Origin of the sequence: Curtobacterium sp. MCBD17_035, assembly GCF_003234815.2 — a bacterium.
Classification (GTDB): Bacteria; Actinomycetota; Actinomycetes; order Actinomycetales; family Microbacteriaceae; genus Curtobacterium.
The window spans coordinates 2,716,122-2,734,474 of sequence record NZ_CP126279.1 but is presented as its reverse complement, the minus strand read 5'-3'; the positions used below and the strand labels follow the sequence as shown (position 1 = coordinate 2,734,474).

19 protein-coding genes are annotated in these 18,353 nt (G+C 69.8%); 15 read left to right on the top strand and 4 right to left on the bottom strand.

Features of this window, described 5'->3' with window-relative positions:
- Window positions 1-3 precede the first annotated feature (3 nt).
- The 7 genes from DEI93_RS12835 (at window position 4) to DEI93_RS12805 (ending at window position 5,404) form a co-directional block, all read left to right on the top strand.
- Window positions 4-2,442, top strand: coding sequence for a glycoside hydrolase family 31 protein (locus DEI93_RS12835; RefSeq protein WP_111120254.1), 2,439 nt, complete (start codon window positions 4-6; stop codon window positions 2,440-2,442).
- A 405-nt stretch (window positions 2,443-2,847) separates the two neighbouring features.
- Complete coding sequence (locus DEI93_RS12830; protein ID WP_111010958.1) at window positions 2,848-3,120, top strand: hypothetical protein; 273 nt, start codon at window positions 2,848-2,850, stop codon at window positions 3,118-3,120.
- Window positions 3,117-3,389: a YlcI/YnfO family protein gene (locus DEI93_RS12825; RefSeq protein WP_111010959.1), complete on the top strand. Its 273-nt coding sequence runs from the start codon at window positions 3,117-3,119 to the stop codon at window positions 3,387-3,389. Before DEI93_RS12830 ends, DEI93_RS12825 begins: the two co-directional genes overlap by 4 nt.
- Window positions 3,390-3,682: 293 nt before the next feature.
- Window positions 3,683-3,892 (top strand): alcohol dehydrogenase catalytic domain-containing protein, encoded by a 210-nt coding sequence (locus DEI93_RS12820; RefSeq protein ID WP_349815063.1) that lies wholly within the window; start codon window positions 3,683-3,685, stop codon window positions 3,890-3,892.
- Entirely contained in the window at window positions 3,889-4,146 is a 258-nt protein-coding gene (locus tag DEI93_RS12815) for a GNAT family N-acetyltransferase (protein WP_181436095.1), read from the top strand. Before DEI93_RS12820 ends, DEI93_RS12815 begins: the two co-directional genes overlap by 4 nt.
- Before the next feature lie 59 nt (window positions 4,147-4,205).
- Entirely contained in the window at window positions 4,206-4,541 is a 336-nt protein-coding gene (locus DEI93_RS12810) for a hypothetical protein (RefSeq protein WP_111010960.1), read from the top strand.
- A gap of 104 nt (window positions 4,542-4,645) precedes the next feature.
- Window positions 4,646-5,404 (top strand): phosphotransferase, encoded by a 759-nt coding sequence (locus DEI93_RS12805; protein WP_111010961.1) that lies wholly within the window; start codon window positions 4,646-4,648, stop codon window positions 5,402-5,404.
- Window positions 5,405-5,416: 12 nt separating this feature from the next.
- Here the strand turns inward: DEI93_RS12805 and DEI93_RS12800 are convergent, their stop codons facing one another.
- Window positions 5,417-5,878 carry a Rossmann-fold NAD(P)-binding domain-containing protein gene (locus DEI93_RS12800; protein WP_111120251.1) on the bottom strand — a complete coding sequence of 154 codons (462 nt, stop codon included), beginning with the start codon at window positions 5,876-5,878 and terminating at the stop codon, window positions 5,417-5,419.
- A 79-nt stretch (window positions 5,879-5,957) separates the two neighbouring features.
- Here DEI93_RS12800 and DEI93_RS12795 point away from each other — a divergent pair, with 79 nt between their 5' ends.
- Both DEI93_RS12795 and DEI93_RS12790 read left to right on the top strand, forming a co-directional pair.
- A complete protein-coding gene (locus tag DEI93_RS12795; RefSeq protein WP_181436094.1) occupies window positions 5,958-6,443 on the top strand; it encodes a P-loop nucleotide/nucleoside kinase family protein in 486 nt (161 codons plus the stop codon).
- Between the two features lie 812 nt (window positions 6,444-7,255).
- Entirely contained in the window at window positions 7,256-7,567 is a 312-nt protein-coding gene (locus tag DEI93_RS12790) for a nucleoside triphosphate pyrophosphohydrolase family protein (RefSeq protein ID WP_111010964.1), read from the top strand.
- Between the two features lie 84 nt (window positions 7,568-7,651).
- On the opposite strand, the gene DEI93_RS12785 is transcribed toward DEI93_RS12790, so the two are convergent.
- Together DEI93_RS12785 and DEI93_RS12780 are read right to left on the bottom strand one after the other, a co-directional pair.
- Entirely contained in the window at window positions 7,652-8,266 is a 615-nt protein-coding gene (locus tag DEI93_RS12785; protein WP_111120248.1) for a hypothetical protein, read from the bottom strand.
- 218 nt (window positions 8,267-8,484) lie between these two features.
- Entirely contained in the window at window positions 8,485-9,501 is a 1,017-nt protein-coding gene (locus DEI93_RS12780; RefSeq protein ID WP_111120247.1) for a LacI family DNA-binding transcriptional regulator, read from the bottom strand.
- A gap of 48 nt (window positions 9,502-9,549) precedes the next feature.
- On the opposite strand from DEI93_RS12780, the gene DEI93_RS12775 reads away from it, so the two are divergent.
- Window positions 9,550-11,439, top strand: a complete 1,890-nt coding sequence (locus tag DEI93_RS12775; RefSeq protein WP_258372299.1) for a glycoside hydrolase family 2 protein — start codon at window positions 9,550-9,552, stop codon at window positions 11,437-11,439.
- Window positions 11,440-11,531: 92 nt separating this feature from the next.
- Here DEI93_RS12775 and DEI93_RS12770 read toward each other — a convergent pair whose 3' ends face one another.
- Window positions 11,532-13,436 (bottom strand): glycoside hydrolase family 35 protein, encoded by a 1,905-nt coding sequence (locus tag DEI93_RS12770; RefSeq protein ID WP_258368689.1) that lies wholly within the window; start codon window positions 13,434-13,436, stop codon window positions 11,532-11,534.
- Between the two features lie 108 nt (window positions 13,437-13,544).
- On the opposite strand from DEI93_RS12770, the gene DEI93_RS12765 reads away from it, so the two are divergent.
- From DEI93_RS12765 to DEI93_RS12745, 5 genes are all read left to right on the top strand, one after another.
- Window positions 13,545-14,567 carry a LacI family DNA-binding transcriptional regulator gene (locus DEI93_RS12765; RefSeq protein WP_111010967.1) on the top strand — a complete coding sequence of 341 codons (1,023 nt, stop codon included), beginning with the start codon at window positions 13,545-13,547 and terminating at the stop codon, window positions 14,565-14,567.
- Between the two features lie 229 nt (window positions 14,568-14,796).
- On the top strand, window positions 14,797-16,122 hold the full coding sequence (locus DEI93_RS12760; protein WP_111120246.1) for a carbohydrate ABC transporter substrate-binding protein: 1,326 nt from the start codon (window positions 14,797-14,799) through the stop codon (window positions 16,120-16,122).
- A gap of 98 nt (window positions 16,123-16,220) precedes the next feature.
- Window positions 16,221-17,228 (top strand): carbohydrate ABC transporter permease, encoded by a 1,008-nt coding sequence (locus DEI93_RS12755; protein WP_258372298.1) that lies wholly within the window; start codon window positions 16,221-16,223, stop codon window positions 17,226-17,228.
- Window positions 17,229-17,238: 10 nt separating this feature from the next.
- A complete protein-coding gene (locus DEI93_RS12750) occupies window positions 17,239-18,117 on the top strand; it encodes a carbohydrate ABC transporter permease (protein ID WP_111010969.1) in 879 nt (292 codons plus the stop codon).
- Window positions 18,118-18,154: 37 nt separating this feature from the next.
- A complete protein-coding gene (locus DEI93_RS12745; protein ID WP_111010970.1) occupies window positions 18,155-18,334 on the top strand; it encodes a DUF6903 family protein in 180 nt (59 codons plus the stop codon).
- Window positions 18,335-18,353 lie beyond the last annotated feature (19 nt).

Sequence of the window (18,353 nt, the reverse complement as noted above, 5' to 3'; positions counted from 1 at the left end):
ACCATGTCCGACTCCGTCACGCAGCCCACGCCCGATGCCACTCCGACCGCGCTGCCCGTCATCCGGCCGCTGCCCGGCGCCGCGCCGCGGGCGCGCGACGACCAGCAGGTCCACGGCGACGGCTGGCGCATCACGGTGCTCGCCGACGGGCTGTTCCGCGTCGAACGGTCGGCCGACGGCGGGTTCGAGGACCGGGCCTCCACGTTCGCGATCCGACGCGACCTGCCGGCCGTGCCGTTCGACGTCGAGCGGTCCGGCCGGGGCGTCGTCGTGACCACGGCCCGGGCACGGCTGCGGTACGACGGCGGCCCGTTCTCGGCGAGCGGGCTGCTCGTCGAGATGATCGGCGCGGACACCGGCCGGTGGCGGTACGGCGAGCCGACGCGGGACCTCGGCGGGACGGCGCGGACGCTCGACGACGTCGACGGCCGGACGGACCTCGAACCGGGCGTCGTCGCCCCCGACGGCATCGCCGTGGTCGACGACGCCACCTCGTTCCTGTTCGAGGACGACGGCTGGGTCGGCGTGCGTGGCGCCGATCGCGAGGACCTCTACGTGTTCGCGTACGGCCGCGACTACCCGGCCGCCGTCTCGGCGCTGTACGCGGTCTCGGGACCGCCCACGCGCCTCCCGCGATGGGCACTCGGCAACTGGTGGAGCCGGTACCACCCGTACACAGCCGACAGCTACCTGTCGCTCATGGACCGGTTCGACGACGAGGGCGTCCCGTTCTCCGTCGCCGTGATCGACATGGACTGGCACCGCGTCGACTCCGTGCCGTCGCGGTTCGGGAACGGGTGGACCGGCTACTCGTGGGAGCGCTCGCTGTTCCCCGATCCCGAGGCGTTCCTCACCGCCCTGCACGAGCGCGGCATGCGGACGACCCTCAACCTGCACCCCGCCGACGGCGTCCGGGCGTTCGAGGACGCCTACCCGACGATGGCGCGGGCGCTCGGGGTCGACCCGGAGACGGAGCGCCCGCTGCCCTTCGCGCCGACGGACCGCGCGTTCCTCGAGTCCTACTTCCGCGACCTGCACGACCCGCTCGAGGACCAGGGCGTCGACTTCTGGTGGATCGACTGGCAGCAGGGGCGCACCTCCGACCTGCCGGGGGTCGACCCGCTCTGGGTGCTCAACCACTTCCACCACCTCGACGCCGCCCGGAACGGCGGCCCCGGGATGACGTTCTCGCGGTACGCGGGGCCCGGCAGCCACCGGTACGCCGTCGGGTTCTCGGGCGACGCGGTCGTGTCGTGGGCGTCGCTGGCGTTCCAGCCCGAGTTCACGGCGACCGCCGCCAACATCGGCTACGCGTGGTGGAGCCACGACATCGGCGGGCACACCCGCGGCGTGCGCGACGACGAGCTGGCGACGCGCTGGGTGCAGTTCGGGGTGTTCTCGCCGATCATGCGGCTGCACTCCGCCAACAACCCGTTCATCCGCAAGGAGCCGTGGTCGTTCCCGCCGGAGCACCGCGCCGCCATGGACGACGCCCTCCGGTTCCGTCACCGGATGGTGCCCTACCTGCACACGATGAACCACGCGGCGGCGGCCGGCACCCCGCTCGTCCGGCCGATGTACCACCTCGAGCCGCGCCGGAGCGAGGCCTACCGCGTCCCGAACGAGTACGCGTTCGGCTCCGAGCTGCTCGTCGCGCCGATCACCGAGCCGCGCGACCCGGCCTCGCTGCTCGGGAGCGTCCGGGCCTGGCTGCCCGCCGGGACCTGGACCGACGTGTTCACCGGGACGGTCTACCGCGGTGACCGGAGCATCGCGTTCCACCGGCCGACCGCGTCGATCCCCGTCCTCCTGCGCGCCGGCGGGATCCTGCCGCTCGACGCGGGTCCCGACCTCGACGCGACCCGGAACCCGAGCGAGCTCGAGGTGCTCGTCGCGCCGGCGGCCTCCGGGACGTTCGTGCTGGCGGAGGACGCCGAGGACGACGACGCGGGCGCTGCCGCCGCCGGTCCGGCCGTCCGGACCGAGCTCACCTGGGACCTCCCGACCCGCACGTTCCGCATCGGGCCCGCGGAGGGCCGGGGCGACCTGGTCCCGCCCGTCCGGACGTGGACGCTCACCGTCCTCGCCGCCCTGCCGGACGGACCGGTGACCGTCGACGGCGCCGAGGTCGCCGTCACCGGGGTGGACGGGCGCTGGAGCGTGACCGCGACCGTCCCGTCCGACGTCGGTGCCGTCGTCCGCATCGCGGGGGAGGTCCGGGTCGGCCCCGACCGACGCGCCGCGGCCCGCACCGTGCTCGCCGACGCGCAGATGGGCAACCCCGAGAAGCTCGAGGCGTGGGAGATCATCGCCGGTGACCGGCCCGTCGTGGACCGGCTCGCGGAGCTCGACGCCGTGGCGCTGCCGCAGGCGGTCCGGGCGGCGCTCACCGAGTTGCTCGGGGCGGTGGTTGGGCAGGTGCCTCCGGGCGATGTGTCCTGAGCGAGCTCCGTTGTTCCGGAGACCGGCTGGCTCGCGGGCAGCGCCGACCGCCAGCTTTCGCGTCTGACTGCCACTCCATGTGCGTGCAATTGAGGATGAACGCGTCCTTTTGCAGTCCCGATCGGCCACGCCCGCCTCGGGTCGGCCGACTGCTTCGTCCGCCGCGATGTGTTCGTCAGACGTGACTTCACCGCGAGAGGTCGGGGAGTCCCTATGTGAGACCGCCTGCGCCCCGGTCGGCGCGGGGAGTCCGGGCCGGCGGGCGGCCCAGCGGGAAGTTCGCTGGACGACCGGCTTGCGGGACAGAGCAGCACCAGTCGTAGCCTGAGCACCCCTGGGCTGGTAGCGGGGTGGATGTGTCGCGTAGACTTACGTCAGACAAAACTCTATTGTCGCGGAGGGACGATGGTCGTCGAGGTGCATCCCCGGGTGGCCCGTCGGCATCCTGAAGTGACGGATGACGAGGTCCGGGAGGCGTTCGAGAACTCCCTCCGGTTCGCGCCGCGGATGGCCACCGACCCGATGCAATGGGTCGGTGTCGGAGTCACTCATGCAGGCAGGCTCCTTGAGTACCTGGCCGTGAAGCCAGATGATCCTGAGGACTGGCTGATCTTCCACAGCATGGACGCGACGACGAAGGTGAAGCAAGAGGTCGGACTCGAAAGGAGAAGGCGATGAAGACGTACAAGACAAAGGGCACCACGTTTACGGACGCGGACCTCGACCGCTGGGCCGACGAAGCCGACGCGGGGTTCCCCAACGCGCAGTTCGGTCCGTCGCATGCCGGGAGCCCGGCGCGACCCGGACGACCAAAGACGCTCGGTGACGACGTCACCCGCATCACCGTTCGCGTGAACAGCCGAGAGCGGAGCATCTTGAAAGCGAAGGCGGATGCTCGGCATCTCAGCACTTCCGCGCTGCTTCGCGAGATGATCAACAACCTCTGAGGTCGAACGAGAACGCCCCGACCCTGCGCACTGACGCACAAGTGATCGGGGCGTCTGTGTTTGGGCGAGGGGAGAACTCGAACTGGCTGCATCGCACCTATGACGCTCTCGAAGTGGCAGCCAGACGATGCCTAACGCGGCGGCACCACTCCACTACGAGGCGTGCGCGCCACCTGGCTCCATGACCGATCGGCTATCTCTCAGAGTTCATGGCTGGCCTGGGGTCGGCTGGCAGGCTGGCACTGGTCCCAGCTCGTGGTGTGACTCTTCGGCTATCTGTCCGTCCCTGTGACGTGACCGCGCCGTTCGTGTTCGCCTGTGGCACGTGCGACGAGTGCCGCGCCGGGGCGACGCAGGTGTGCACGTGTCAGGAGCAGCCGGGGTTCACGCTGCCCGGGTCGTTCGCCGAGCAGGTGGTGGTCGCGCACGCCGACCTCAACCTCGTGCCGCTGCCCGACGCGATCGGGTTCGTCGAGGCCGCGGGGCTCGGCTGCCGCTTGTGACGCTGGTGGTGTTCCCGCTGCCGTCCGGTGTGCGCGGCCATGTCGAGGATGTCGTCGTGGATGAGCGCATGCGCGGTCGCGGTGGCGCACGGCTGCTGCTGCAGCACATGACGGACCCGGGGGCAGCGTTCGGACTTCCAACGGTCGACCTGACGTCGCGGCCGTCGCGGGAGTCCGCGCTTCGACTGTACGAGCAGGTCGGATTCGTCCGCCGGGACACGAACGTGCTCTGGTTCACCCCGCCCCCGCCCTGAGCGTCTCGGCACGGCGCTCCTCACGGCGGCGCTACGCTGCACCGGGCAGGAGGTACAGCATGGCGAAGGTCGTCGTTGCGGCGCCGGTGGACGCGCTTCCGGAGCTCCTCCGCGCAGCGGTCAGGTCGGTCGCCGGCGCAACCCTCATCGAAGTGCGGCCGGACGGCGCTCTCGTTGGCCGTCGCAGCAACTTCGCTCTCGGGTCGGAGACGACCCGGTTCACGTTCTCCGCCCGACCCGACGGGAGCAGCGAGGTCACCGCGGAAGCCACCAACGGGGGCAGCATCGCAAGCACCGCGCTTCTCGGCAGCAACTTCACGCGGGGAGCGCTCCTCGAGAACGGACGGGCGGTCCTCAACGCGCTTGCCCAGAATGCGCGCGACGCTTCGCATTGACCCCCACCACCCCTACCCGGACGCATTGGCGCTGAAGCGCTTTCGTCCGGATGCTCGTGCCGCTTGGCACCGAGACGGCGTGCCGAGCTGGCAGCATTACACGGATGGAAGACGCCGAGATTCCGCTGGCGGGCGGTAACGCGTCCGAAGCGGTGGTGCGTGTGGGTGACACTGTCAGGAAGCCCTGGTCCGACTCCACTCCGTCGGTCGCGCAGTTCATGGCGCATCTCCGCGCCCAGGGCATCGACGTCCCCGCGTGGCGGGGGCGCGACGACCGCGGGCGGCAGGTGCTTGAGCATGTGCCGGGCGAGCTCGCGATGCACGTCGGCCCGCTCGATGAGGACGCTCTGGTGCGGGTCGGACGGATGGTGCGGTCCATCCACGACGGGAGCGTCGGCTTCACTCCGGACACGGCGGCCTGGGATGTTCTGATTCCGCCGCCGACGAGCGCCGACCTCGTCTGCCACAACGACCTCGCGCCGTGGAACCTCGTCCTCGGCGACCGGTGGGTGTTCATCGACTGGGATGGAGCTGGCCCGAGCACCCGGCTCTGGGACCTCGCGTACTCCGCGCAGGCCTTCGCTGGATTGGAGGCAGGGCAGCCCGTCTCGTCGGCCGCGGAACGACTCCGCTGGTTCGTCGACGGGTACGGCGCGACCGACGACATCCGGGCGGCCCTGCCCACGACCATGGTTCACCGTGCCACGGCGATGTGGGCGCTGCTCCGCGACGCGAACGCGAGCGGCCGGGAACCCTGGTCGTCGATGTTCGACAACGGTCACGGCACCCATTGGTGGGCCGCGAGCGAATACATCGCCGCGCACCTGAGCGCGTGGACGGCGGCCCTCACCGGTGACGCCTGACGCCGGTCCCGCTTACTGCAGCTGCGCGAGGACCGCGTCCTCCTCCTCCTGGGTGAGCCCGGCCGACCGCGGTCGGTGCACGCCGCGTCGTTGCTCGTCGGCCAGGGCTCGTTGCAGTGTTTCGGCGAGTGGCCGGACGGTCCCGCCCAGTTGACCGAAGCGTGAGCGGTCACGATGGGCGAACCCCGTGTATTCGGCGGGGAGCCAGAGCGGCAGGGATCGCGGACCGGACCAATACTGGACGTCGTGCGCGAGGAGCACTTCGTCGTCGGCCGGTACGAGGCTTCCGCTGAAGCCCGTCACTCGTGCAGCGTCGCCGAAGAACGCATCCATGGTGTGGCTCACACCGACCGCGTTCACCACGCCGGTTGCGCCGCCGTGCTTCTCCCCGCCGATCCACGTAGCGAGGTCGCCGACATCGATGACCTGGACGAAGCGGTGGGTGGTGTTCGGAGTGAGGACGGCGCGTCCCATGGACAACCTGGCCGGCCAGTAGCCGAACCGGTCACTCGGGTCGCCTGGTCCGACGATCAGACCGGGGTCCGGGGATCGCGTGGCGACACTCACCTTGTTCTCCGGCCTGCCAGGTTCGGGCAAGACGACGCTCGCGCGTCGCCTCGAAGCTGAAGGCAAAGGCGTCCGCCTCGCTACGGATGAGTGGCAGGACCGGCTGGGCGTCCCGCATTCCGAGAGCGCGTTTCACGAGCGGCTACAAGCCGCGCTGTACCAACACGCCCTCGTCCTGCTGCGGCGAGGTGTCGATGTGATTCTCGAAGACGGCCTGTGGATGAAGGCTGAACGGGCCCAGAAGTTCGCCGACACCCGCTCCTGCGGCGCACTCATCGACCTTCACGTGTTCGACGTCGACTACGACACGCTGTGGACCCGCTTGCAGAAGCGCAACGAGGAAGGCGCTTCCGGGGCCGCGCCGATCACGTCGGAGCGCCTTCGTTCGGCTTGGGACTTGTTCGAACCCGTGTCTGCCGAGGAGCTGTTGCGGGTCGACTCCCACAGGACACACTCGGGGGGCTTCGAGTGAGCACACAAAACGGCGCGCTTCACCCGATCGGCTGTCGAAACTGTCGCGTCGGGAGGGCTGTGAGGGCCCTACCGGCCGTCCCGGGGCCCGAAAGCGGCGATGACAACGCCTGACGGCGCTCGTCGTCTCGATTGCGGATCGTCAAGCGAGATGCGTCACCGGCGTCGTGTCATCGAGCGCGGCGCGTCTGGCCCGGCGTGGCGGGAGCATGTGCATGGAGGCAAAGGCGAGCACGCCGAGTGCTGACACGAACACTCGGACATCCGGGTTGTAGCCGTCCGATGCGGGCCACTGTGCGTTGGCGTCGTAGTGACCGGTCCGGCTCTCCCGACGACATAGGACAGGCACAGGACCAGTGCCGCGAGGACGAACACCACGAAGGTCCACTCTGCGCGACGGAACCACCAGGACCGTGCCCGCGGGATAAGACGCAGGGGCAGGCCGAGAACGAAGGCCGCGATCGTCAGCGGTGTCGAGAACACGGCGATGCCGACGATCTGCAGGCCTTCGGTGAACGTGCCGCCTAGGACGGAGCACGCCGCGATGACGACGTAGGTGATGAACCCGGTCAGGACCACCTGCACTGGAAGCGCTGTCCAAGCGCGGCTCGTGCGAGTCTCGGTCCGGTACAGCGGACTTACCGGCGCCGATGGCAGGTGCGGCGGCCGGTAGGTCATGGCCGGATAGTAGCGCCAAGCGTTGCGCCGGCGGCGGACGGTCGAGGTGTCGGGCCAAGATCGGCTATAGGACATGGATGGGGGGCGCATCAGTCATCCACTTCGGCTCCTCGTCGACGATGGGACACTGCTGTCGTGCAGATCGACGAGTTGAGTGACGAGGTCGAGCAGGTCTCCGCCTTCTACGCGGAGCGCCACGGCATCGATCGGTCCGATGACTGGTTCGTGTTGAAGCTCAACGAAGAGGTCGGGGAGCTGACGCAGGCGTACCTCGCCCGTGCCGGGCAGGCACGCGACAAGGGACGCTCCGACGTCGAGCTCGAGGGCGACTTCCGATCAGAGCTGGCGGACGTGCTCGCGCAGGTGCTGTTGATCGCGCGCCGCTTCGACGTCGACTTGGCCGAGGAGGTCGCTCGGAAGTGGCTCGTCTGGAAGCCTTCCCATTAGCCAATCGTTCACCAGAGACCGACGGCGGTCGCGGGCGGGGGACGGAATCGGGAGCACTCCGAGAGCGAGCGACCGGCTCCCGCTTCAAAGCGTTTCGAGGTGCTCTGTCGCGGCGAGAACTCGGTTGCGCCTGTTTGCCTCCACGAGACCCGCGATCGTGACTGCCACGGCTGTAGCGAGTTCGAGAACGAGCAGTGCTGACCCCCATCCACCGACCGTGCGGATCAACGACCCCGCGAAGCCAGCGACACCCAGACCCATGCCGATCAGTGGCGGCAGTGCAGCGCGTGTCGAGCGCCGTTGCGACAGGTGTGTGGCGCGAACGAGCCTCGCAGTCACTGGGGTGACTGTTTCTTTCCCGCGAATCTGCCGTCCGACGGTTCGACGTTGCGCCTTGTCGAGAACCTGGAACGGGCGCTCCGGTGCCTCGATCGTGTAGGGCAGCAGGGTGTGGAGCTGTCGCGCCCGGATCCAGCTGGTGAAAGCGACGCCGGCTCCCGCGACGGTGAGAAGAAACCAGATCAGCGTCGTCGAACGGAACGCGGACGTGACGGTAACGAGAAGCCACAGGCTGCACAGACCTGCCGCGCCCGCCTGCTGCGAGATGCCGACGACGGTGGCTCCGTGCTGGGCAAGGCGCTCGGCGCGCCGACCCGCGATCACGAAGTTGTCGTCCCCGACGAGGTCGTGTGATTCCACAACTGCGAACCAACCACAGATGCCCAGACGGAGACAACCGCCCGATGCCGTGAGAGTGGACTGGTCGGTGTCTCGATGGTCGGGACTTCATCGAACGGGCGCGGCAGGCTGAGCCCGCGGTCACGTGGCGGTCACGATTGCAGCGACGTCGTGTTCGGACAGTCCCAGCGGCGTCGTGCCGATGGGCCTGTGCGGTCGTCGGAGGGTGATCGCGCGGGTCAGCGCGGCGTCGTCGGCGCGCTCTCGCGCACGAGGATGCGGTGCCCCACCGTGTGGTGCGCCCCGCCCTGGTGCGCGCCGTCGAGTTCCCGGAGCACGAGGCCGAGCGCCCGTTCCGCGAGCCCGTGCGTGTCGGGGGCGACCGATGTCAGGCTCGGGTCCGTGCTCGCGCCGAGCTCGATGGCGTCCCACCCGATGACGGCGACGTCGTCGGGGACAGTGATCCCGTGTCGGCGGAGCGACCGGAGGGCACCGATCGCGGCGAGGTCGTCGCGGCACAGCAGGGCGTCCATCCGCAGGCCGGCGTCGAGCGCCGCGTCGAGGGCCTCCTCCGCGCCCCGCGCGTCGCCGACGTCGCGGGGGACCAGGAGCGTCGGGTCGTCCGGGAGGCCCGCCCCGGCCAGTGCGCGCCGGTACCCCTCGAGTCGGAGGGTCGAGGTCCGGGAGGCCTCGCCGACCTCGTGCCCGAGGAACGCGATGCGGCGTCGGCCGAGACCGAGCAGGTGCGCGACGGCGTCCTCGGCGGCGGCGACGTTGTCGATCGCGACCTGGTCCGAGGTGGCGGGCTGCGGGTCCTCGCCGAGGAACACGACCGGCATGCCGCGCCGCATCGCGTCGAGTTCGCCGGCGCTGAGCATCTGGGGGTGCATGACGAGGGCGTCGATCGTGCCGGCCTCACGGTCGGCGAGGACCGCGCGTTCGCCCTCCGCGGTGCCACCCGTCTCGATGAGCAGCAGCCGGTAGCCGTGCGACTCGGCCACGCGCGCGAACACGTGGGCGAGTTCGGCGAAGTAGGGGCGGCGGAGGTCGGGGAACGCGAGACCGAGCATCCGGGATCGTCCGGTGGCCAGGCTCCGGGCGAGTCCGTTCGGTCGGTAGCCGAGTTCGTCGATGGCCGCCTGCACCCGCGCGCGCATCCGCGGACTGACGTGCTGGTACCCGCGCACGACGTTCGAGACCGTCCCGATCGAGATGCCGGCCCGGTCCGCCACGTCCTGCAGGGTGACGCGATCCATGGGGGAAGGGTATCGCCACGCGCGTTTGAAGCGGTATAAATTCGACTCGTGCACATCGATGACGCTGTCCCGACGACGCCCGCTTCCTCGTCCCCGGCCGCTCCGCCGGTCGCCGCGCCGACCCTCCCGGTCGCGAGCCGGCAGGACGGCACCCATCCGCGACCGCAGCTCATCCGCGGACGATGGGCCTCCCTCGACGGCACCTGGTCGTTCCGCCACGACGACGCCGACGCAGGCCTGATCGCGGGCTGGACCGCGGGCCTCCCGGACGCCGGTGTGATCACCGTGCCGTTCCCGCCGGAGTCGGTCGCGTCGGGCGTGGACGAGCCGGGGTTCCACCCGGTGGTCTGGTACGCGCGGAGCATCTCCGCGGAGGATCTCGAGCGTGCCGGGCGTTCGGCCGAAGCGTCGCGGGTGCTGCTGCACTTCGGCGCGGTGGACCACCGCGCGAGCGTCTGGATCGACGGCGCACTCGTCGGGACGCACGAGGGTGGGCACACGCCGTTCACGATCGACGTCACCGCGTCCGTGGACGACGGCCGGACCCACACCCTGGTCGTCCGCGCCGAGGACGACCCCCACGACGTCACGCAGCCCCGCGGCAAGCAGGACTGGCACGAAGAGCCGCACGCGATCTGGTACCGGCGCACCACCGGGATCTGGCAGACCGTCTGGCTCGAGGCCGTACCGCCCGTGTCGGTCGAGGCGCTGCGGTGGGTGCCCGCGGGTGCGACCGCCGTCGCGCTCGGCGTCCGCCTGCGCGGCGCGGCACGGGCGGGCGCACGGGTGCGCGTGGCACTCCGCTGGGAGGACCGTGGCGAGGACCTCGGGACGACCGAGGTCACGGTGCCCACCGCCACAGACACGGTCGACCTCGTCCTGCCGATCGCCCGGCAGGTGAACGGGCAGGCCGAGGACGAGATCCGCTGGAGCCCGGAACACCCCAGGCTCGTCGACGCGACGGTCACCCTGCTCGACCCCGCCGGCGCGGTGCTCGACGCGGTGTCCTCGTACCTCGGGCTCCGGACCGTCGCGGTCGACCGGGGTGCGTTCCTGCTCAACGACCGGCCCTACGACGTCCGGAGCGTGCTCAACCAGGGGTACTGGCCGGACTCGAACCTCACGGCGCCCTCGCCGGAGGCCTTGCGGCGCGAGGTCGAGCTCATCAAGGAGCTCGGGTTCACCGCGACCCGGATCCACCAGAAGATCGAGGACCCGCGGTTCCTGTTCTGGGCGGACCGCCTCGGCCTCCTCGTCTGGGGCGAGGCGCCGGGTGCGTACGCGTTCACCCCGACGGCGGTGCAGCGGCTCATGCGGGAGTGGATGGACGCCGTGGAACGGGATGTGTCGCACCCGTCGATCGTGACCTGGGTGCCGCTCAACGAGAGCTGGGGCATCCAGCACGTGCCGCAGGACCGCGCCCAGCAGGCGTACTCGCGCGCCCTCGCCGACGTGACCCGGGCGCTCGACCCGTCACGGCCGGTCATCTCGAACGACGGCTGGGAGCACACCGCGTCGGACATCCTGACCGTGCACGACTACGAGGGTGACGGTGCCGTCCTCGCCCGCACCTACGCCGACGCGGCCGCCCGGACCGCGGTGCTGTCCGGGATGGGACCCGCCACCCGGCGGATCCTCGTCGACGGCGTGGAGGACCAGGGCCAGCCCGTCATGCTCACCGAGTTCGGGGGCGTGCAGTACCAGCCGGGCGCACGGCGCGAGGACGGTTGGGGCTACACGGCCGCGACCGACGGCGACGACTACCTCGACCGCGTCACGGCGCTGTACGACGCCATCCGAGCGAGCACGTTCCTGGCGGGCTCGTGCTACACGCAGCTGACGGACACGCTGCAGGAGACGAACGGGCTGCTCACCGCGGAGCGCGAGCCGAAGGTGCCGATCGAGCGGATCCGCCGCGCGGTCACCGGGCGCGGCTGAGCGCCCCCGCCCCCCGGAAACCGCCTGGTTCCGACAGGTCGGCGGTCGGACGACACCGGGGAAGTCGCCCGTTCCCGTTCGGGGGGAGGAGGTCAGAACTCCTCGACGTACTCCTCGGCTGGGCCGAGTTCCGGTCCGTCCCGGAGTTCGAGCACGGTGCCGAGGCGTTCGAGATCGAGCACGGTGACGGTGTTGGCGCCTGGACGGAGGAGCGGGGCGGGGCAGTACAGGGTGACCTGCGGACCGATCTCCCAGTAGCGGCCGAGCAGGAACCCGTTGACCCACACGAAGCCCTTGGTCGAACCAGGCAGGGCGAGGAACGTGTCGGCCGGCTCGTCGACGTCGAGGGTCGCGGTGGCGAAGCCGGAAGCCGGTGCGGTCGTGGCTCGGGTGACGGGAGCGCTCGTCGCGGCGTCGAGCTGGTCCGGGCCGAGGTCCTGGAGTGGTACTGCCACGCTCTCCCAGCCCTGGACCATCCTCCGGTCGACGAGCACCGGCCCGAGCAACCCCTTGCGGCCGCCGAGGAGCGGACCGTAGTTCACCCGTCCCAGGGACTCGACCACGACCTCCAGACGGATCGCGTCACCGGTGCCGGTGACCGTCACGGAACCGCTTGGGCCGTCGATGACGCCGACCGGCGCCCCGTCGACCAGGACCACCGCGCGGTCGCGTACCTCCGTCAGGGTGAGTTCGTGGACGCCTGCGGGGATCCGAGGGAACGCGACGTGGACGACGAGACCCGCGTCGAGTCCGAGGTCCTCGTACGCGGCGGGGAGCGGCCGGAACACCGACCGCTCGCCGACCGCCCGGAGGCCGGGGAGCAGGTCCGCACGGCGCTGCAGCGCGATCGTCCGCGGTGGCAGGTGTGATGGTTGCGCTGCGACGCGGAGCGGCACCGAACCGTCGACACCGAGCTCGGCGCGCATGGCGTGGAACTTGGGGGTCAGCGTGCCGTCCTCGGCGATGGGCGCGTCGGAGTCGTAGCTGGTGACGGTGGGCTGCAGGACGCCGTCGAGTTCGTTCGCGCCCGCCCAGAGGCCGAAGTTCGTGCCGCCATGTGCCATGTACACGCTGACGCTGCCGTGGTCGTCGAGGATGCCCGACAGCGTCGACGTCGCGCTCGCGACGGAGCGGACGTGATGTGGCTCGCCCCAGTGGTCGAACCATCCATTCCAGTACTCGGCGACGACGAACGGCTCCTCGGGTCGGCGGTCCGCCTGCAGCCGCCGCGCCGCCGCCGGCCCGGAGCCCATCGTGACGGCGGCGAGGGTCCCCGGGACGCTCCCCCCGTCGAGCATGAGGTCCGTGGGGCCGTCGGCCGTGAAGAGCAGCTCGTCGATCCCGCGTGACACGAGGGCCTCGCGGTTCCAGAGCAGGTAGGCATGGTCGTCGCCGTAGCTGCCGAACTCGTTCTCGACCTGGAGTGCGACGACGGGGCCGCCACGGTTCGCCTGCAGGTCCCGCACCCGGGGGACCAGCTCGTCGAACCACGACCCGACCGGGCCCGTGAAACCCGGGTCGGAGCTGCGGAGCGCGACCCCGCGGGCGGTGAGCCAGCTCGGGAGGCCCCCGTTCGACCACTCGGCGCAGATGTACGGTCCGGGGCGGACGACGGCGTCGAGGCCTTCCTCGCCGACGACGGTCAGGAACCGCTCGAGGTCCCGCCAACCGTCGAACCGGGGAGCGCGCTGCTCGTGCGGCTGGTGGAAGTTCCAGGGCACGTACGTGTCCACCGTGTTGAGCCCGAGGTCTGCGAGGCGCCGGACACGGTCCCGCCACAGGTCGGGATGGACGCGGAAGTAGTGGAGGGCTCCCGAGAGGATCCGGTGGGGTGCGCCCTCGCGGTACAGGCGGCGGTCCGCCCACGTGAGGGTCGCTCCGGAGCGGGTCGTCGTCCCACTGGTCCTCGTCGGATCCGCGTCCGGGATCATCGATCCGGTCGGTTCGAGCAGGGTCGAGCGCACCGGCGCGACGCCGGTCGAGGGCAGGTCCGTCACGCCGCGATCGTATGTTATCGATGCCATCTCTGCCAACATCGCCGGGAACGGCTCGCCGAGCAGCGGTCGCGATGGCATCGATGGCGACCGCACTGCCACAGTAGGCACATGACCGAGACCGACATCCACGCCGTCCGCGGTCCGAGCATGACCGACGTCGCGCGGGCCGCCGGGGTGTCCGCGCAGACCGTCTCGCGGACCCTGCGCGACTCCCCGAACGTCAACCCCGAGACGCGTCGACGCGTCCTCCTGGCGGTCGAGCAGCTGGGGTACCGACTCAACAACGCGGCCCGGATGCTGTCGTCCGGCCGGTCCCGCACGCTCGGACTCGTGCTGCTGCAGTCCGGCGGGTACTACTCGCGCTCGGCGGTGACGGCGGGTGTCGAGTCGGCGGCCGAGGCCGCCGGACTCGCCGTGAGCATCGCGACCATCGCGTCCCTCGACACGGGCCAGATGGAGCGGTCCTTGTCGAAGCTCGCCGACCAGGGGGTCGAGGGCATCGTCATCGCGGTCCCGCTCATCTCGGTCACCCGCAAGATGGAGGAGATCACCCGCGAGATCCCGACCGTCACCGTCGACGGTTCGCGCACGGCCGGCGCGGCCGTGGTCGGGATCGACCAGCGCGCCGCCGGGCGGCTCGCGACGGAGCACCTGCTGACACTCGGGCACGGTCAGGTGTGGCACGTGGGCGGACCGGACGAGTGGATCGAGGCCCGACAGCGTCGGCAGGGCTGGGAGGACGCCCTGGTGGCCGTGGGGATCGAACCGCCGCCGCCGCTCGAAGGGGACTGGTCGCCTGCCTCGGGTCACCGGCAGGGGCAGATCCTCGCCATGATCCCCGACGTGTCCGCGGTGTTCGTCGCGAGTGACGAGATGGCCTTCGGGGTCATCCGCGCCCTGCGCGAGCACGGGCGGCGGGTGCCCGACGACGTCTCGATCGTGAGCGTCGACGACATCGCGCTCGCGGCCTACTGCTCGCCGCCGCTCACCACGGTCCGGCAGGACTTCCACCGTGTCGGTGCGGCCGCCGTCGACCTGTTGCTCGCGCCCGGTGCCGGCCGCCCGCTGACCGACGACGGGGCCCCGGAGCTCGTCGTCCGGGCCACGACCGCCGCTCCCGCCGTTCGCTGAGTCGAGGGAGCGGCCGGCCGGGCGAGCGCCGTGCCGTTTGTTTCCGGCTCATTAACCTGCTTGCGCGTCCGTGTTATCGATGCCACAGTGTTGACATCCGCGAACCAGGAGCACCCCGACCGGCACGCGGACGACGACGACGCCGATCCGTGCCCGGGCTGGCGGACCGGAACCACCACCCCCACTTCGACCCGTCCGGGCAACGCGCCCACGGAAGGACCGCACAACGATGAAGAGACCGCTCGTCATGATCGGGGCCGCCGTCGCGGCGCTCGGACTGCTCGCCGGCTGCTCGACGACGAACTCCGGCTCGTCGTCCAGCGGCTCCACCACGCTGGACTTCGCCGCGCTCCAGGGCGGCTACGGCACCGCGATGTACCACAAGGTCATCGACGCGTACGAGAAGATCCACCCCAACGTCCACATCAAGCTCACGCTGTCGAAGGACATCGAGGACGAGATCACCCCGCAGATGAAGGCCGGGAACTACCCGGACCTCGTCGAGCTCGGCGAGGGACGCGCGGCCGGCCTCACCGAGACGATGGTCAAGGACAAGGCGCTCGAGGACCTCACCCCGGTGCTCAAGGAGAAGATCCCGGGTCAGGGCGGCACGGTCTCATCACAGTTGACCGGGGGCATCGTCGGCAACCTGGCGACCAACCCGTACGGCACCGACAAGACCTACCTGATGCCCGTCTACTACGCGCCGACCGGCCTGGTGTACGACAAGCACCTGTTCGCCGAGAAGGGCTGGGCGGTCCCGACGACCTGGAAGCAGATGTTCCAGCTCGGCGACGAGGCCAAGGCGCAGGGCATGTCGCTGTTCACCTACCCGACGACCGGCTACCTCGACTCGTTCTTCTACGCGCTCACGGCTGACGTCGGCGGCAAGGCGTTCTACGACGACGTCATGAACTACAAGCCCGGGATCTGGGAGACCGCGAAGGGCAAGAAGGTCCTCGACATCGCGACGAAGCTGCTGAGCTACGCCGCCCCGACCACCGTCGGCTACGCGAACGAGCAGGACTACCTGAAGAACCAGCAGAGCGTCATGGACGACAAGGCGCTCTTCATGCCGAACGGAACGTGGGTCTCGACGGAGATGGCGAGCGCACCGCGGGCCTCCGGGTTCGAGTGGGGACTCATGCCGCTGCCGGCCGTCTCCGCCGGTGACGAACGGTACATCGCGACGCAGACCGAGGCCGTGTGGGTGCCGAGCGCGGCGAAGCACAAGGACGCGGCGAAGGACTTCATCGCGTTCATGTACTCGAAGAAGGCCGCCAAGCTGTTCGCTGCCTCCGGGGCGATCCAGCCCATCAAGGGCGTGTCCTCGCTCCTGACCGGCGACAACAAGTCGTTCTACAAGGTCTACGACGAGTCGGGCGTCAAGCCGATCGTCGGCGGCTTCGCCAGTACCGGGACGGTCCAGGGCGTCAGCATCCAGGACACCCTCTTCGGCACCGCCAACAGCATCATCACCGGCGACAAGACCGAGGCCCAGTGGCGGAGCGCCCTGAACGCCGCGAGCAACAAGCTCCACGCTGCGAAGGACTGACCGGAAGCATCGGACACCCGCCCCGGCGGTCCCGCTGATCCCGGGACCGCCGGGCCCCACGAGGGACCACACGAGGAACCAAGCGAAGGACGTCAATCGTGACCTCAACCTCCACACCACCGGCACCGACCACGGTCGCCGGTACCCCGGCACCGGTCGCGCCCTCCCGTGAGCGCCGGATCCGGCGGATGCAGCCGGGCGTCGCACGCCAAGGGAGCGGTGGCCGTCGCGGCGGTCGGGGCTTCGTCATCGCCTGCCTCGCCCCGGCGCTCGTCCTGTTCGCCGTGTTCATGGTGTGGCCGACGATCAGCGTGTTCCGCATGTCGTTGTTCACCTGGAGCGGTTTCTCGCCGACCGCGCAGTTCGTCGGGCTCCAGAACTTCGAGGCGCTGTTCCAGGACCAGCAGTTCATCCGGGCGTTCGAGAACACGGTCGCGCTGCTCGTCGTCGTCACCGTCGTCACCATGGGGATGGCACTGTTCCTGGCGGCGATCATGACCCGGCAGTCGCTCCGCGCGAAGAACCTCTACCGGTTCATCCTCTACATCCCGAACATCCTGTCGGTCGTCGTGATCGCGGCGATCTTCTCCGCGATCTACGACCAGGACAACGGGCTCATCAACGGCTCGCTCCACCTGCTGTCGCTCGACGGGCTCCGTCAGGTCTGGCTCGGCGACCAGCACATCGTCGTCTACTCCGTCGGCATCGCCATGGTCTGGCAGTCGCTCGGCTACTACATGGTCATGTACATGTCGAGCATGGCGAGCGTCCCCGAGGAGCTCTACGAGGCCTCGTCGCTCGACGGCGCGAGCAACGGTCGCCAGTTCTTCACGATCACGCTGCCGCTCATCTGGCAGAACCTCCGCACCACGCTGACCTTCTTCATCATGAGCGCGGTCAACCTCAGCTTCGTCCTCGTGCACGCGATGACCGGCGGTGGGCCCGACGGCTCGAGCGAGGTGCTCCTGTCCTACATGTACAAGCAGGCCTACACGAACGGGTCATACGGCTACGGGATGGCGATCGGGGTCGTCATCTTCGCGTTCTCGTTCCTCGTCTCGCTCCTGGTGAGCCGGGCCACCAAGCGCGAGCCGCTGCAGTTCTGAGGAGTCGACCATGACCACCATCACCACTCGCCGCCCCCGCGTCGGCCGCACCCTCACCTACGTCCTCGTCATCATCGCCTCGCTCGCCACCGCGGTCCCGGTCGCGTGGGTGATCTTCGCGTCCGTCAAGAAGAAGAGCGAGTTCTACGGCAGCCCATGGGCGCTGCCGCAGGGTTTCCACTGGCAGAACTACGTCGCCGCGTTCGTCGACGCCCAGATGGGCCAGTACTTCCTGACGAGCGTGCTCGTGACGCTGCTCGGGCTCGCTTTCGTCCTCGCGGTCTCGATTCCCGCCGCCTACGTCATCGCGCGCTACGAGTTCCCGGGCAAGCGGATCATCGAACTCGCGCTGCTCGCGGGCCTGTTCGTCAACGTCAACTACATCGTCGTGCCGATCTTCCTCATGCTCGTCGGCTGGGACCGGGCGATCAGCTCGATCGCGCCGAACGGGCTGTTCCTCAACGACCCCGTGATGCTCTCCCTCGTCTACGCGGCGACGAGCATCCCGTTCACGATCTACCTGCTCACCGCGTTCTTCCGCACGATCCCGGTGGACTACGAGGAGGCCGCGTCGCTCGACGGCGCGAGCCGGTTCGGCGTGATGACCCGGATCATGCTCCCGATGGCGCGCCCCGCGGTGACCACCGTGATCCTGTTCAACTTCCTCGCCTACTGGAACGACTTCATCATCTCGATGACCCTGCTGACCGGGTCGCACAAGACGGTCCAGGTCGGTCTCCTCAACCTGATGACCGCCGAGAAGGCCGCTGCCGATTACGGACGTCTCTACGCCGGCATGGTCATCGTCATCGTCCCCGTGCTCATCGTGTACGCGCTCATCCAACGTCGGCTCATCGAGGGCATGGCGTCCGGCGGGGTCAAGGGATGAGCGCGGCAGTGTTCGACGTCATGAAGGGATCTGGACAGTGAAGGAATCGACCGCAGCGGCACTCGTGATCGTGGCCCGCGTCGTGGCGGTGCTCGTCTGCGTCGTCCTCGTCGTGGTCGCGCGGACCCACGTCGGCTGGCCGAGCCTGCTGCTCATGCTCGTCGGGCTCGCCGGACTCATCGCCGTGCTCTGGAGCTACAACCGGCGGTTCCGGTGAGCGGAGCAGCGGCCGGGAG

What these genes read in the sequence shown, in the direction of transcription:
- DEI93_RS12750 (WP_111010969.1), top strand. Translation starts at nt 17,239, where the DNA reads ATGACCACCATCACCACTCGCCGCCCCCGCGTCGGCCGCACCCTCACC.
- DEI93_RS12825 (WP_111010959.1), top strand. Translation starts at nt 3,117, where the DNA reads ATGAAGACGTACAAGACAAAGGGCACCACGTTTACGGACGCGGACCTC.
- DEI93_RS12800 (WP_111120251.1), bottom strand. Translation starts at nt 5,878, where the DNA reads ATGGGACGCGCCGTCCTCACTCCGAACACCACCCACCGCTTCGTCCAG.
- DEI93_RS12780 (WP_111120247.1), bottom strand. Translation starts at nt 9,501, where the DNA reads ATGGATCGCGTCACCCTGCAGGACGTGGCGGACCGGGCCGGCATCTCG.
- DEI93_RS12835 (WP_111120254.1), top strand. Translation starts at nt 4, where the DNA reads ATGTCCGACTCCGTCACGCAGCCCACGCCCGATGCCACTCCGACCGCG.
- DEI93_RS12805 (WP_111010961.1), top strand. Translation starts at nt 4,646, where the DNA reads ATGGAAGACGCCGAGATTCCGCTGGCGGGCGGTAACGCGTCCGAAGCG.
- DEI93_RS12765 (WP_111010967.1), top strand. Translation starts at nt 13,545, where the DNA reads ATGACCGAGACCGACATCCACGCCGTCCGCGGTCCGAGCATGACCGAC.
- DEI93_RS12760 (WP_111120246.1), top strand. Translation starts at nt 14,797, where the DNA reads ATGAAGAGACCGCTCGTCATGATCGGGGCCGCCGTCGCGGCGCTCGGA.
- DEI93_RS12810 (WP_111010960.1), top strand. Translation starts at nt 4,206, where the DNA reads ATGGCGAAGGTCGTCGTTGCGGCGCCGGTGGACGCGCTTCCGGAGCTC.
- DEI93_RS12830 (WP_111010958.1), top strand. Translation starts at nt 2,848, where the DNA reads ATGGTCGTCGAGGTGCATCCCCGGGTGGCCCGTCGGCATCCTGAAGTG.